At 65.0% G+C, this 14839-nt stretch carries 13 protein-coding genes; 4 read left to right on the top strand and 9 right to left on the bottom strand.

Features of this window, described 5'->3' with window-relative positions; all coding sequences use genetic code 11:
• Nucleotides 1-106 precede the first annotated feature (106 nt).
• Nucleotides 107-2692, top strand: a complete 2586-nt coding sequence (locus R3C13_RS02655; RefSeq protein ID WP_371309243.1) for a response regulator — start codon at nucleotides 107-109, stop codon at nucleotides 2690-2692.
• Nucleotides 2693-3396: 704 nt separating this feature from the next.
• Here R3C13_RS02655 and R3C13_RS02650 read toward each other — a convergent pair.
• Together R3C13_RS02650 and R3C13_RS02645 are read right to left on the bottom strand one after the other, a co-directional pair.
• Entirely contained in the window at nucleotides 3397-4131 is a 735-nt protein-coding gene (locus tag R3C13_RS02650) for an alpha/beta fold hydrolase (RefSeq protein WP_371309242.1), read from the bottom strand.
• 6 nt (nucleotides 4132-4137) lie between these two features.
• Nucleotides 4138-5031, bottom strand: a complete 894-nt coding sequence (locus R3C13_RS02645) for a 5'-nucleotidase, lipoprotein e(P4) family (protein WP_371309241.1) — start codon at nucleotides 5029-5031, stop codon at nucleotides 4138-4140.
• A 137-nt stretch (nucleotides 5032-5168) separates the two neighbouring features.
• Between R3C13_RS02645 and R3C13_RS02640 the strand changes: the two genes are divergently transcribed.
• Together R3C13_RS02640 and R3C13_RS02635 are read left to right on the top strand one after the other, a co-directional pair.
• Nucleotides 5169-6158: an NAD(P)H-dependent flavin oxidoreductase gene (locus R3C13_RS02640; protein ID WP_371309240.1), complete on the top strand. Its 990-nt coding sequence runs from the start codon at nucleotides 5169-5171 to the stop codon at nucleotides 6156-6158.
• Nucleotides 6155-6580 (top strand): hypothetical protein, encoded by a 426-nt coding sequence (locus R3C13_RS02635; RefSeq protein WP_371309239.1) that lies wholly within the window; start codon nucleotides 6155-6157, stop codon nucleotides 6578-6580. Before R3C13_RS02640 ends, R3C13_RS02635 begins: the two co-directional genes overlap by 4 nt.
• Here R3C13_RS02635 and selD read toward each other — a convergent pair.
• Nucleotides 6577-7623 carry a selenide, water dikinase SelD gene (selD, locus tag R3C13_RS02630; protein ID WP_371309238.1) on the bottom strand — a complete coding sequence of 349 codons (1047 nt, stop codon included), beginning with the start codon at nucleotides 7621-7623 and terminating at the stop codon, nucleotides 6577-6579. The two genes, R3C13_RS02635 and selD, sit on opposite strands and share 4 nt — an antisense overlap.
• A 75-nt stretch (nucleotides 7624-7698) precedes the next feature.
• On the opposite strand from selD, the gene mnmH reads away from it, so the two are divergent.
• Entirely contained in the window at nucleotides 7699-8748 is a 1050-nt protein-coding gene (gene mnmH / locus R3C13_RS02625) for a tRNA 2-selenouridine(34) synthase MnmH (RefSeq protein ID WP_371309237.1), read from the top strand.
• A gap of 113 nt (nucleotides 8749-8861) precedes the next feature.
• On the opposite strand, the gene rnhA is transcribed toward mnmH, so the two are convergent.
• The 6 genes from rnhA to radC form a co-directional block, all read right to left on the bottom strand.
• Nucleotides 8862-9299 (bottom strand): ribonuclease HI, encoded by a 438-nt coding sequence (rnhA, locus tag R3C13_RS02620; protein ID WP_371309236.1) that lies wholly within the window; start codon nucleotides 9297-9299, stop codon nucleotides 8862-8864.
• 39 nt (nucleotides 9300-9338) lie between these two features.
• A complete protein-coding gene (locus tag R3C13_RS02615; protein ID WP_371309235.1) occupies nucleotides 9339-9935 on the bottom strand; it encodes a hypothetical protein in 597 nt (198 codons plus the stop codon).
• Nucleotides 9936-9967: 32 nt separating this feature from the next.
• Entirely contained in the window at nucleotides 9968-10945 is a 978-nt protein-coding gene (thrB, locus tag R3C13_RS02610; RefSeq protein WP_371309234.1) for a homoserine kinase, read from the bottom strand.
• A 32-nt stretch (nucleotides 10946-10977) separates the two neighbouring features.
• Nucleotides 10978-12495 carry a spinster family MFS transporter gene (locus R3C13_RS02605; RefSeq protein ID WP_371309233.1) on the bottom strand — a complete coding sequence of 506 codons (1518 nt, stop codon included), beginning with the start codon at nucleotides 12493-12495 and terminating at the stop codon, nucleotides 10978-10980.
• 40 nt (nucleotides 12496-12535) lie between these two features.
• Nucleotides 12536-14038 carry a spinster family MFS transporter gene (locus tag R3C13_RS02600; protein WP_371309232.1) on the bottom strand — a complete coding sequence of 501 codons (1503 nt, stop codon included), beginning with the start codon at nucleotides 14036-14038 and terminating at the stop codon, nucleotides 12536-12538.
• Between the two features lie 108 nt (nucleotides 14039-14146).
• The gene (gene radC, locus R3C13_RS02595) at nucleotides 14147-14836 is read right to left on the bottom strand and encodes a DNA repair protein RadC (RefSeq protein WP_371309231.1); all 690 of its coding nucleotides are present in this window, start codon (nucleotides 14834-14836) and stop codon (nucleotides 14147-14149) included.
• Nucleotides 14837-14839: the final 3 nt, after the last annotated feature.

Here is a 14839-nt window from a genome sequence, read left to right as displayed (position 1 = left end):
ATCCTCGCTAGACTAGGATTCTGTATGGCTGAGTCGGCTTGCCGGCGCGGCCAATTGTTATTGCCCGGCGCGGTTTCGCGAGGGCCGCCGGGAGTAAGGTAGCCACATGGACAGTCTGAACCGGAACAATGAGGACCAGGACGACGCAATCGATGCCGGCGAGGAATTGCTGAGCACGCCGCGCCAGCGGGTTGACGTGATGCAGCTCCTGTTCTGGGGCTGTCTCCTGATTTCGATTGCTGCCGCCAGCGTCGCGCTGGCTTGGCCGCGGGCGTCCGGCGCACCGGGCCCGATCCTGTTGATCGCGATGGCTTCGGGCGGGCTTGTTTTCCTGCTGTGGACTGTTCGCGGCGCTGGCCGCATGCTGGGCCTGTTCCCGGAACGCGGCTCCGCGATCCGTGCGGCACAGGCAAGCCAGCCGCGCTTTGGCTGGATCGAGGCGCTGGATGAGTGCGTGCTGATCGCGGATCAGGGCGGCGCCCCGGTGGCAGCGAATAATGCGTACAAGGATCTTACGCGCCTTGCCCTGATGGTAGGCGGGAGCAATGACAGCGCCCCTGTGACCGTCGATCGCCTGTTCGGCGCGAGCCCCGGCCTTGCGGCGCCGGTCTATCGCTTGTCGAAGGATGCGAAGGTCGGCCTGTCCCGCCGCGAGATCCTGCCTCCGATCACGATCGGCCCGGAGCAGGTGCCGGCGCAGTACGAGATTTCCGTATCGCCGCTGCCGCGCGGCAAGGTGCTCTGGCGCATTCGCCCGATTGCCGGCGAGCGTGAGGCAACCGGCGCAGCGGACCTGAAATCGCTCTATGTCGAAGATGCGCCGATGGGCTTCTTCGCGGCGCGTCCGGACGGCACGATCACCTATGCAAACTCTTGGCTGCGCGACACGCTGGGTCTGCCGGAGACGGCGCGCAATATCCGTATCGACGACATCATGCGCCCGGAATTCGTGAAGATGCTGGGCCGAGACCGCAAGACAGGCCTGCCGGGCCGGGCGGACATCCAGCTGCGCGGCCGCGACGGCATCGAGATCCCGGTTCAGGCGATCACCACATGGTCCGGACGCGGAGCAGAGGCCTCCGGCCGTACCATCCTGCTCGCCAGCGCGCAGGTGATGAATGGTGGCGAAGAGCGCTTCGCCCTTTCCAGCTCGCGTCCGCCGCGCGTCGATGGCGATCCGATGTTCGACGATGCGCCGTTCGGCGCGGTGCGTCTTCAGGGCGACAGCGTTCAGGGCGCGGTGATCCTCGATGCGAACCGTGCACTGATGGAGATGACGGATGGCCAGGCGGCACCGGGCCAGAAATTCTCCGGCCTGTTCCAGGCCGAGGATGGCGAGGACACGCTCAGCAAGGCGCTGGTCGATGCGATCGACAAGCCGGTCGGCCTGCGTATTGCCGGCAAGAACCCGCGCCACGTCAACGTGTTTGTTGCCCTCGATGGCAGCGGCCGGCCTTCGGTGGCTTATGTCATGGACATCACCGAGCAGCGCCAGCTGGAAATCCGCCTCGCCCATGGCGAGAAGATGCAGGCCATCGGCCAGCTGGCCGGGGGCGTCGCGCACGATTTCAACAATGTACTGCAGGGGATCATTCTCAACAATGAACAGCTGATGGTGCGCCATCCGCTGGGCGATCCTTCGTATGCCAACCTTCAGTCGATCCATGAATTCTCGATGCGCGCGAAGGAACTGGTGAAGATGCTGCTGGCCTATGCGCGCCAGCAAACCTTCAAGCGGGAAGTCTTCGCCGTCACCGACTGGATGACGGAATTTTCCATTCTCCTGCGGCAGCTGCTGGACGAGCGGATCGAGATGGACGTCAAGCATGGCCGCGATGTGCCTTACATCAAGGCAGACAAGAACCAGCTCGAAAACGCGCTGTTCAACCTCGCCACCAATGCGCGCGATGCGATGCTGAGCCACAAGAATGGCGGCAAGCTGACGATCCGCACGGCGCGGGCGACCGGCAAGGATGCCCATGCCAAGGGCTTCGGCTTTGTCGAGGATGGCGACTATATGCTGATCGAGGTGGAAGACACCGGGCATGGCATGACGAAAGATGTCATGGACAAGATCTTCCAGCCCTTCTTCACGACCAAGGAAGCCGGCGTCGGTACGGGCCTTGGGCTTGCGACCGTTTACGGCATCATCAAGCAGTCGGGCGGCTATATCTGCACGACGTCGGGCATTGGCAAGGGCACGACTTTCCACATCTACCTGCCGGCCCTGAAGGCGGAAGACATCCCGGCCCCGGTCGAGACCATTGCGACGGAGAAGACGGCGGCGCGGCCGATGGATATCTCCGGACGCGGACGGATCCTGCTGATCGAGGACGAGGATGGCGTGCGCGGCATCGCGGCCTCTCTGCTGCGCTCGCGCGGCTATGAGGTGGAAGAAGCCTGCGACGGCGAAGAAGCCATGGACATCCTTGAGGACCAGCCGGGCTCGTTCGACCTCGTCATTTCCGATGTCGTCATGCCGGGCAAGGACGGGCCGACCCTGATCCGCGAGGCCAAGGAGCTGCTTGGCCATGCACGCGTTATCTTCATTTCCGGCTATGCCGAGCGGGATATTGCCCAGCAGCTCGACGATGACCGCGCTGTTTCCTTTCTGCCAAAGCCCTTCACAGTTCGTCAGCTGGCTGAACGCGTGAAGCAGGAACTCGGCACGCCGGGCAAGGAAGCCGCCTGAACGGCTACAGGCGCGCCTGCAGCTGCGACGCCCGTGAAGGCGCTTTGCGGGGACATCTGATTACGGAGCGGTGCGCCGGGTCAGGTTTCGGGCAGGGGTAAACCCCTCTCCCTTGGGAGAGGGGCAGGGGTGAGGGGACATGCCGGTGCTTCTCCGCACATCAATACGCGAAACGAGGGTCTGCTACCCCTCATCCCCAACCCCTTCTCCCAAGGGAGAAGGGGCTGAAGCGACGCCATCAGCAATCTGTTTCTGTAAGGCGATGGCACCAGCCAGTCCGGCGGCGATTTGCAGGCAGGATCGATGCTTGTGATGTAAGCCCGCCCGCACAGGGTGACGCTCCAGTGATAGGGCGTACCCGGACCATAGGTGGCGCGCACATAAGCGCGCAGCACCAGCACCTGCAGCCAGATCAGCGGCCACATGGCCACAAGATGCACCGGGAATCCGGGAGGCGGGCAGAGGAACGACATCCGCCAAGAATACGCCCGGTTCCGGGGGTGTTGGATGGATTTATTTTCGGCGCCGCAAGTGCTGCAGGTTCGGGCGAACTGGGCGGGGAGAGGCCCCCTCCGTCAGCCGGCTGCGCCGCCTGCCACCTCCCCCGCAAGCGGGGGAGGATGAGTCCGGTCCATGCGACACGATTTTCCTCCCCCGTTTACGGGGGAGGTGGCCGCGAAGCGGTCGGAGGGGGGAGGTTCAGATCAGCCCTTCGCCCACAGCGTCTTCAGAACACCGGCGAATTCGTCGGCGCGTTCGGCGCAGGCCCAGTGGCCGGCGCCTTTGGCGACGTGGAGGGGGACGTTGTGTTGCTTCGCGAAGCGTTCGGCGACGGAAAGGTCCACGAAGGGGTCCGTCTCGCCCCAGAAGAGCTGGCCGGGCGAAGGCAGGCGGGCAAGGTCGCTGACCCAGGGCCCTGAAAAGCGCAGGCCGATGGCGGAGCGGTAGAGTTTCAGGATCGACTGCCTCATGGTGCGGTCGATGTGCGGCACTTCCTCTCTTGCGAGATCGGCCGGCATGCCGCCCTGGACAAGGCCGGCTTCGAGCCGCGCCTGATTGCGCATGTTCAGCATCACGAACTCGCCGAGCAGGGGCGTTGCCCACATGCGGGCGGTGCGGTGGCCGCGATAGTCCGGATCGATCACGGCATTGGTGACGCACCAGGTGCGGATCAGGTCCGGCCGGAGGCTGGCGACGCGCTGGGCGATGAGGGCACCCCAGTCATGGCCGACGAGATCAATCTTCGTACCGATGCGTTCGATATGCGCCACCATATAGTCGGCATAGGCATCCTTGGTGCAGGCAAAGCCGGGCGGAAGCGGGGCACTGAAGCCGGGCAGGGCCGGCGCCGAATAGTCCGACGGCTGAAGACCGAGTGCATCGACGAGCGGACCCCAGAGGCGCGGCGTATCGGGAACGCCATGGATGAAGACGATCACGGGAGACTACTCCGTCGCGGGCGGTGCCCAATCGGTTTCCGGCGGGAAGACGTCATCCATCGTGCCGGCAATGGAAGGGCCATAGAGCGGGTTCGGCAGGATGAACCAGCCATTGCCCCACATCTGGTCGAAGGCCGGCGCATTGGTCAGCGCCTTGCGGGCGGGTGGGGTGAGAGACTTGTCGTTGAAGATGTCGGAAATGTCGCCCAGCTGGTCGCCGGCGAGGGCGATGATGCAGTAATTCGCGGAAATCATCGCGCGGCGGCCATCCTTGCCGGAGCCGTCCGGTGCATCGCCGCGGAGGTAAAGCGTGCTGCCATGAGCGAACTCGCCAAGGCCAGCGGCTTTCAGCGTGTCGGCGGTGCCGGCATAATTTTCGTTCGAGCGGTTGGTGTTGACGATGATCTCGACGCCCGCGGCGCGGATGCGTTTGAAGGCGTCCTTCACGCCGGGAATGGCTACGGCCTTGCCGGCGCCGGTCTTTTCCCACTGGTCCCAGATGGCGGGATCGAAGCCGATGCCGGTGCGCGCGAAATAGCCCATGGAACCCATGTTCCAGATCAGGGTTTCGTCGGCATCGAAGACGGCGGCCATCGGCCGGTCGCCGCAGGCGAGGAAGGCGGGCGCGTCAGCCGTGGCGCGGGAGGCGAGCACGACGCTGGCGTTCGGGCGGGCGTCGGCCTTCGCCTCGACATAGGCGGCGATGGCATTCCAGTCCTGACGCAGGGCGACCGAGGCCTCTGCCGAGCCGAACAGCCATTGTTCGCCGGAAGACGGCTTCGCCGCAGGCGGGGCAGGTTCCGCGACGGGCGGCGCCTCGGCGACCGGCGGCCGGGGGCGCGGAAGGGTGCTGCAGGCAGCGATCAGGGCGAGGGCGGAGAGGGGAATGAGCGCTTTCATGGCTGCGGTTTTCCATCATCCGGGCGCCCCTGTCCATCGAAGCTTTGCGACAGGCTTCCCTACCTTGAAGCTTGCAGGTGAGGCCCGCTTGCCGCATGGATGCGGGACAGAAAACTGAGCAGAGGAGTGCGCGCGCCATGAAAACCAAGATCACCGAAATGCTCGGCATCCAGCACCCCATCGTGCAGGGCGGCATGCATTATGTGGGCTTTGCCGAAATGGCGGCAGCGGTGTCGAATGCCGGCGGCCTCGGCATCATCACCGCGCTGACGCAGAAGACGCCGAAGGATCTCGCCAATGAGATCGCCCGCTGCCGGGACATGACGGACAAGCCGTTCGGGGTGAACATCACCTTCCTGCCGTCGACCAATCCGCCGGATTATCCGGGCATCGTGAAGGCCGTGATCGATGGCGGCGTGAAAGTGGTGGAGACGGCCGGCAACAATCCGTCCTCGGTGCTGCCCTACCTCAAGGATGCGGGCATCAAGGTGATCCACAAATGTACCGCGGTGCGCCATGCGCTGAAGGCGCAGGCGATCGGCTGCGATGCGGTGTCGGTCGACGGCTTCGAGTGCGGCGGGCATCCGGGTGAAGACGATGTGCCGAACTTCATCCTTTTGCCGCGCGCGGCGGACGAGCTGGAGATCCCGTTCATATCCTCCGGCGGCATGGCGGACGGGCGTTCGCTGGTTGCCTCGCTCGCCATGGGCGCGCAGGGCATGAACATGGGCACGCGCTTCATCGCCACGAAAGAGGCGCCGGTGCATGAGAATGTGAAACAGGCGATCGTCGCGGCGACGGAACTCGACACGCGCCTCGTCATGCGGCCGCTGCGCAATACCGAGCGTGTGCTGAACAATGCCGGTGTCGAGCGCCTGCTGCAGAAGGAAAAGGAACTCGGCAGCAGCATCAAGTTCGAGGACATCATCGCGGAAGTCGCCGGTGTCTATCCGAAGATCATGGTGGAGGGCGAAATGGATGCCGGGGCGTGGAGCTGTGGCATGGTGGCCGGTCTCATCCACGACATTCCAACCGTCAAGGAACTGATCGACCGGATCATGAAGGAAGCCGAGGACATCATCGCGAACCAGCTGGCCGGCATGCTGGCCGGTAAAGTGCCGGCATGATGCGCGCTGCGGGCCTGCTGGCCGGACTGTTGCTTGCAGCCTGCGCCGGTACGCCTCCTGCGGTTGTGCCAAAGGATCCGGTGGCGGCGTGTCATGCGCTGTTCGATGGTGACGCCGAGATGGCTGCCGAACTGGCGCGTGCCGGTGCGGATGGGGATGATCTTTGCACCTGCTTCGCCCGCGAATATGCGGGCCTCGATGCAGCCGGGCAGGCCGACATGCTGGCGCTCACGGAAACGCTGGTGAAGGTGCGTGATGCGAACGGCTTTACCACCGCGGAAGAGGCGGTTGAGCTGATGGAAGAAGATCGTGACGGCGCGGCCTATGGCTTTGAAGAAAAGCGCTTCAAGGCGACGGGCGAGGTGATCGAGGAAGCGATCCTGCGGGCGCGGCGCGATCCTGCGGGCTGCACGGCACCCTAGACCACGCTGACACTGGCCGGGCCTGCTTCGACGCGGCCGATGAGGGCGGCGCCGGCGTGGCCATGGACCGCGAACAGGGCGAGCACCTTGTCTGCCGCGTCAGGCGCGCAGGAGACAAGCAGGCCGCCGCTGGTCTGCGGGTCGCAGAGGAGGTCGCGCTCGGCATCGGTCATGTCGCCGGTGACCATGTGTTTCACCGAGTCCCAGTTGCGGCCCGACGCGCCGGTCTTGATACCCTGATGGGCGAGGGCGCGGGCGCCGTCGAAGACCGGCACCTTGTCTTTTTCGATGACGAGGCGGACGCCGGCGCCGCGGGCCATTTCGCTGCCATGGCCGATCAGGCCGAAGCCGGTGACATCGGTGGCGGCATGGACGCCGGGAAGGCCCGAAAGCTCCGTGCCCGGCGTGTTGAGCCGCGTGGTGGAGGCGATCATCTCGTCATAGTTCTGCGGCGAGAGAATTTCCTTCTTGAGGGCGGCGGAATAGATGCCGGTGCCAAGCGGCTTACCGAGGATGAGGACATCGCCCGGTTTCGCGTTCGAGTTCAGGAGCAGCCTGTCCGGATGGCCGAGGCCGAGGGCGACGAGGCCATAGATCGGCTCGGCGACGTCGATGGAATGGCCGCCAGCAATCGGCGCGCCGGCCGCTTCGGCGACAGACTGGCCACCAGCCAGGATGGCGCGGATCGTCTCGGGCGGCAGCTTGTTCACCGGCATGCCGACGATGGCGAGGGAGAAGATCGGTTTCGCGCCCATGGCAAAGATGTCGGAGAGGGCGTTGGTGGCGGCGATCTGGCCGAACGTGTACGGATCGTCGACGATGGGCGTGAAGAAGTCGGTCGTGGCGACAAGGGCGGTCGTGTCGTTGATGCGGTAGACGGCCGCGTCATCGCTGGTGCCGGCATCGACGATCAGGTCTTTCGAGCCCAGCGCCAGGGGCATTTCGGAGAGAATGTCCGCGAGCACGTTCGGCGCGAGCTTGCAGCCACAGCCGCCGCCATGTGCGAGCGAGGTGAGGCGCGGGGCGATGAGCGTGTCGGGCATGGGGCTCTCCTTTACGGCCCAAGGGATACAGCGCGGCCGGCTGGCGAGGCAAATAAAACCTGCTAAGGCACTGTCATGCCCTATCTGGAAACCGTCTCCGATCTCAGCCCGGCAAGCCTTGCGCGCTTCGATGACATCATCGATGTGCGCTCGCCTGCGGAGTTTGCGGACGACCATCTGCCGGGTGCGATCAGCCTGCCGGTGCTGTCGAATGCGGAGCGGGCGGAGGTCGGCACGATCTACAAGCAGGAAAGCCCGTTCCGGGCGAACCGGGTGGGCGGCGCCATCGTGGCGCGGAACATTGCCCGCCATCTGGAAACGGCGCTGGCCGACAAGCCGAAAACCTGGCGGCCGCTCGTCTATTGTTGGCGGGGCGGCATGCGCTCGAACGCGATGGGCACGATCCTGTCCTCGGTCGGCTGGCCGGTGGGCGTGGTGAAGGGCGGCTACAAGAGCTGGCGCCGGGAAGTTGTGGACGGACTGGAGCATGACGAGGCGCTGCTGCCGGTGCGCCTGGTCGACGGCCAGACGGGCACGGGCAAGACGGCGCTGCTGCACGCGCTCGCGGAGGCGGGCGGGCAGGTGATCGACCTTGAAGGGCTGGCGAACCATCGGGGCTCGGCCTTCGGCGATTTCGGTGACAGTGCGCAACCGGCCCAGCGCCTGTTCGAAACGGAAATCTGGACCCGCCTCAGGGCGTTCGATCTTTCCAGGCCGGTTTTCGTCGAGGCAGAGTCGGCGCTTGTCGGCCGGCGGCGCGTGCCGCGGCGGCTGTGGCAGTCGATGCTGGCGGCGCCGCGTGTGGAAGTGCATGCGCCGGTGGCGGCGCGGGCGGCGTTTCTGCAGCGCGCCTATGGCGACGTGATTTCCGATCCGCACCGGCTGAATGCCTCGCTCGACAAACTGGTCGCCCTGCAATCGAAAGAGACTGTGGCAGCGTGGAAGGCGTTGGCGTCTGCCGGGCGTTATGGCGAACTTGCGGCCGAGCTGATCGAACAGCATTACGACCCGCTTTATGCGCGCAGCCGCAAGCGGCGCGAGGACAAGCCGGTTCAGGTGGTCGAGGTGGATGAAATCAGTGAGGCGACGCTGGCCAGCGCGGCACAGGATCTTCTCGGTTCATGAGGCTGCCGCTTGAGCCCGCGCTCGTGCGTCGACTTCGCTCAGCATGAGCACTTCAGTGGACCGGACTCATCCTGAACGAAGTCGAAGGATGAACGCTTGCACAAGGCCAGTTTCTAACGGTTCTCTTCCGTACCGAGACGGGCAAGCTCGTCAGCCCGCTCGTTGCCGGGGTCGCCGTCATGGCCTTTGACCCACTTCCAGGTGATGTCGTGACGGGCGCAGGCCTCGTCCATCGCCATCCAGAGATCCTGGTTCTTGACCGGCTTCTTCGCGGCGGTCTTCCAGCCATTGCGCTTCCAGCCATGGATCCATTTGGTCAGGCCGTCCTTCACATAGGTGGAGTCGACATGGAGCGTGATCTTTGACGGCTTTTTCAGCGCGTTCAGGGCCTCGATCACCGCCTGCATTTCCATGCGGTTGTTGGTGGTGGCCTTGTCGCCGCCATACAGCTCTTTCTCGTGGCCGTTCCAGCGCATCAGCGCGCCCCAGCCGCCGGGGCCGGGATTGCCGCTGCAGGCGCCATCGGTCCAGATTTCGATGAGATCGGTCATGCGCTTTCAGGTGTGCGGCTTCGCGCGCGGCGTCAAGCGTCAGAAGATGCTGACATCGACATCCGCCTGCTGCTCCTGCGGCCGCACGATGCGGTGGAAGAGGAGGCCGCAGAGCGCCCCGGCGGTGGTGCCGATCGCGAGGCCGGCGATCAGCGAACCGATGGCGGCGGCCACGGCGCTGCCGGTGGCGGCTGTTTCGAAGGCGAATCCGTTGGAGCTGATAAGGGCGCCGAAGATGCCCGTGGTGCCGCCGACGAGGATGGCGCCCCAGATGGCGCCCCATCTGAGATAGGGCTGTATCCGGACGATATTGCGATAGGGCATCCGCCCGATGGAGAAGCCGAGGGCGAGCCAGGCGGCAGGCACCGTGATGAAGAAGAGAATGAAATTATAGGTCGCCATCTGGAAGCCGATCATCAGGCCGCTCATGAAGCCGCGGCCGCTGAGCAGCGTGTAGCCGGACCCTGAGCCCAGGATGCCGACCATCATCTGCAACGCGCCGCCGGCCAGCAGGCCTAATAGCGTGACGCCGAAGCAGGCGGCCAGCGACGAGAGGAACAGGCCGAGCTTGATGCGCTTGAAGCGGCGGCGCCCGGCCGGGCCGGCATAGGAGGGCAGAGTGTCGGACGGCCCCATGGAAATTACTTCACCATTTGGGCCGAACTCCGTCACGCGCCATACCCTTCCGCCGTCTCCACCTTGCGATGAAAGGCGAGGCGGTTGGCATATTCGAGGGGGTTTTTGGGCTTTACGAGGGCACCGGCGGGCGTCGACGACCAGTCGATGAGCCGTGTGAGGAAGAAGCGCACCGCTGCGCCGCGGCAGAGGATGGGCAGGGCCTCGCGCTCAGTCGGCTCCAGCGGCCGGACGCTTTCATAGCCGGCGATAAGGGCCGCGCCCTTTGAGAAATTGTAGTCGATGGAGTCGCGCCCGCCATCCTCGAAGGCCCAGGAATTGAGGCAGACGGCGAGATCGTAGGCGAGGGCGTCGGTGCAGGCGAAGTAGAAGTCGATGACGCCGGAGAAACTGTCGCCGAGGAAGAAGGCATTGTCGGGGAAAAGGTCTGCGTGGACCGTGCCGCGCGGGATGGCGAAGGATTGGGGCTTTGCGGCGGCGATGGCGGCGAGGTCTTCGGCGATGAGGGCAGAAAGGCCCGGCTGCAGCGCGTCGGCATCGGCTTCATGGCCGGCCCAGAGCCGGGGCCAGGAGGCGGGGCCGAGGCTGTTCTCGCGGGTCATCGCAAAATCTGCGAGGGCAAGGTGCATGCGCGCCATGCCGGCGCCAAGTTCGCGGCACTGGGTGACGTTCGGCTTGCGCGGCGAGAGGCCTTCGAGGAAGGAGACGATCACCGCCGGGCGGCCTTCCAGCGTGCGGAGGGACGCGCCGTCGCGGCCATGGATGGGTTCCGGGCAGGGGAAGCCCTTGGCCGCGAGGTGCTGTTTCAGGCCGATGAAATAGGGCAGGTCCGCCGCGTTCACGCGCTTTTCGAACAGGGTGAGGATGAACCGTCCGGTCGAGGTTTCGAGATAATAGTTGGAATTCTCGACGCCCTCGGCGATGCCCTTGAAGGAGAGGGGCGTGCCGAGATCGTACTCTTTGAGGAACGCCTCAAGCGCCTCGTCGGAAACCTGCGTGTAGACTGCCATACTGGCTTGCTAGAAGATTTCTTGCCGCCAGCCTAGGCCGTTTCCGCCCCGCCCTCGTGTTTCCATTCGTCACGCCGGAACGTGCGGCCCAGCAGGAGGAAGTGGACGGCAGCCCAGAGGAAGAAGAGGGCGCCGACGCTGATGCCGACCCGGACGCCCGTGGCGCGCGCCGGGGCGCAATAGGCCGGGACGTTCGCAGCGGCCTCCGCCAGCGCCGCCTCGTCCAGGCCGTGCGCCTTGCCCGACTTGACGGCCTTCAGTGCCATTTCGCCAGCGCTGCATTCCGCGATGCTGATTGGAGCGTCCATCTGGCTGAGATGCCATTTGGTGCCCTGGTCTGAGAACCAGCCGACGATCGGCGGGCCGAGGCCGAGGCCGATGAGATTGTTGACGAAGAGCATCAGCGCGGCGGCCGTTGCCCGCATGCTGGGCGGCACGATCCGCTGCGGCACCGAGAACAGCGACGACAGGTATGAATAGCGGATGCAGGTGCCGATCATCATCAGGGGCAGGGAGGCTGCGATGATCGCAACGCCGGTGCCGAGCAGGCTGAGATTGTAGCCGACCAGATAGAAGGGCACGGCGCAGGCCAGCCCGAGCGCCGGCAGCCAGCTGTCGGAATTCGGGTGTTTCGGGCGCAGCTTGTCGGCGAGATAGCCGGAAAAGAAGGTTCCGAAACTTGCCGCGATGCCCAGCACAAGGCCGTAAATCAGCGCTGCTTCCATGAGGTTGAGGCCGAACACCCGCAGCCAATAGGGCGCGATGAACTGTCCAATGCCATATCCCGCCAGCGAGGCAAGCCCGCCGCCGACCGACACATGCCAGAAACTGGCATTCCGGCTGAGCTTGCCGAACACGGCGAAAGGCGAAGGCTTCTTGCGGCTCGCTTCCGCAGCAGCGCCGCCGGGGTCGGAGTAGCCGCGCGGTGGCTCCTTGACCGTCAGCCGGAATACAAGCGCCAGTGCCACGCCCGGCAGGCCGAGATAGATGAAGGCATCGCGCCAGTCGAGCCCTTCCCGGGTTGCAATCCAGGCACCGCCGACAGAGGCGATCATGGCGCCGATGGGAATGCCCAGCGCGTAGATGGAAAGCGCCGTGGACCGTTTGTGCTGAGGGAAATAATCCGAAATCAGCGAATGGGACGGTGGCGAACAGCCGGCCTCTCCGACGCCGACCCCGATGCGTGCAAGGGTGAACTGAAACGTGTTCTGCGCCATGCCGCAGGCCGCGGTCATCAGGCTCCAGAAGGCCATTGCCGCGGCGATGATCGTGGTGCGTCTGCGCCGCTCAGCCAGCATCGCGAACGGGATGCCGAGAAAGGTGTAGAGAACCGCGAAGGCAAGCCCGGAAAGGAGGCCGATCTGCGTATCGGACAGGCCAAAGGTTTCCCGGATGGGCTCGCCGAGCACGCTCAGCAATGACCGGTCGATAAAGTTGAAGATATAAACGACCAGCAGCGCGAAAAGCACATAGGCGCGGTAGGCGGGTGTGCCGTATCCGGTTTCGTGGCCGGGGCGCTCCGTCGGGGCGGCTGAGGCGGCGTCGGTCATGGGCGTCTCCTGTCAGTCTGCCTGATTGTCCGGGTCGTTTCTATACGGATGACGTACCGGGATTGTAGCGGTCTCGCTGGAAGGTGCGGCCGGCGAGGAAATAGCAGAGCGCGGCGATGAAGAAAATCATCACCGTCGCCACCATCGATTGGCGCAGGCCCTCGGCATAGGCCGAGCAGAGGGCCGGGCCGGCATCGCCGAGCTGTGCCACATTGGCGCCGCAGAGCTTCGGCTCGAAGGTTGCGAACTGGTCGGCGAGGCCCTGCTTGGTCAGGCTGGAGATCATGAAGTGCTTGCTCATCCAGCCGGTGAAGAGCGGGCCGATGCCGTTGCCGATGAGGGCGACGACCAGCAACAGGACTGAGATCGTGGTTGCGCGCGAGCGCGGGCTGACAATGGCTGTGCCGACCGTGTACTGAGCGCCGAGATAGGCATAGTGCGCAATCGCCGCGACCACCCAGAGCGCGAAGGCGACGCTGAGCGAGTTTGTCAGGAATGCACCCGAATAGGCCGGAATCGCAATCAGCAGGCCGACGGCTGGCAGCCAGGCAGCAACACTGGGGAAGCGGTCAGCGAGCTTTTCCGACAGGAAGCCGCCGAGGAATGTGCCGAAGGCGGCAACGGCAGCGAGCGGGGCGCCATAATTGACGGCGGCTTCATGCAGGCTGACGCCGTGCACGCGCATCAGGAAGGGCGCCTGGAAGGTGATGAGGCCATAGCCGACAAAGGCGACGAAGGCGGCGCCGAGCGACAGCGTCCAGAAGGTGGGCTTGCGGCCGAATTCGGCGAAGGCTTCGAAGAAGCCGGCCTTTTCGACATGCGCCGAAGGCGGGTCAGAATAGCCGCGGGGCGGTTCCTTGGCGGTGAACCAGAGAATCAGGGCGATCAGCACACCGGGCAGGCCGATGACGACGAAGGCGATGCGCCAGCCTTCCACGCCTTCCCAGTTGACGCCGCTGAACAGGCCGCCAAGGCCGATGGAGCTGAGCCAGCCGCCCATGGCGGGCCCCTTGATCGAGGCGATGGTGCCGCCAAACAATTGAGCCAGGACGCCCCCGAGCGTCACGCCCATGGAATAGATGCCGAGCGCATTGGCGCGGCTTTTAGGCGGGAAATAATCGGTGACGAGCGAATTGGCCGGCGGCGTGCAGCCGGCCTCGCCAATGGCAACCCCGATGCGGAAGAGGAGCAGCCAGACGAAACTCGCCGCAAGGCCGCAGAGGGCGGTCATGACCGACCAGATGATGATGCAAAGGCCGATGATGAAGACGCGGTTGCCCCGGTCTGCCCACATCGCGATCGGAATGCCCATCAGGGCGTAGAACATGGCAAAGGGCGGGCCGTTCAGCAGGCCCCATTGCGCATCGTCGAGGCCGAACGTGTTGATGATCGGCTGGGCGACCACGGTCAGGACCGTGCGGTCGATGAAATTGAGCGTGTAGACCATCATCAGCGACAGGAGGACGTACATCCTGTAGCCCTTCGAGCCGAAGCCGGTGATATGGCCAGGCTGGGCCGCCTGGCCAGCGATGGTGTCGGTCATTCAGCTCTCCTCCGTGGGCGGCGCCGCGCAACTCTGCCGGGCGCTGGCTGCCGTCGGTGCTACGGTAGCCGGGCGGGCGAGCGCTGCAAGTCTTATCGTCAGGGAAGGCTAGATGAGGCCGGCCGTGCGGAAGCTGGTCAGGCCCTGCGTGCCGACGATCAGATGGTCGTGCACCTCGATCTCGAAGGCCATCAGCGCGTCGATGATTTCCCGCGTCATCGAGATGTCGGCGCGCGAGGGGGTGGTATCGCCGGAGGGGTGGTTGTGCACCAGAATCAGGCTGGAGGCCGAGAGCTCCAGCGCCCGGCGGGCGATTTCGCGGGGATAGACGGGCGCATGGTCGATCGTGCCGCGGCTCATGATCTCGTCGGCGATGAGCTGGTTCTTCCGGTCGAGGAAGAGGACGCGGAACTGTTCGCGCGTTTCGTGCTGCATTTCGCGGCGGACATAGGCCGTCAGCGCCGACCAGGAGGAAATGACCTCCCGCCGCTTGATTTCCTGCAGCGAGGCGCGCGATTGCAGTTCCGCGACGGCCTTGAGATAGGCGGCGACGGTTGCGCCGATGCCATCCACTTTCACGAGGTCCGCAGCCGGAGCGGCAAGGATGCCGGAGAGACCGCCGAATTTCGCTTCCAGCGCCTTGGCAATGGGTTTGACGTCGCGCCGCGGGATGAACGCCATCAGCAGAACTTCGAGGATCTCGTAATCGTCGAGCGCCGAGGCGCCGCGCGCAAGCAGTTTGGTGCGCAGCCGTTCCCGGTGCCCTTGCCAGTGGGGTTTGTCGGCATCCCCGCTCATGGG

The organism is Hyphomonas sp., from assembly GCF_041398385.1.
Lineage (GTDB): Bacteria > Pseudomonadota > Alphaproteobacteria > Caulobacterales > Hyphomonadaceae > Hyphomonas.
This window is presented reverse-complemented; position numbering and strand designations above follow the sequence as displayed.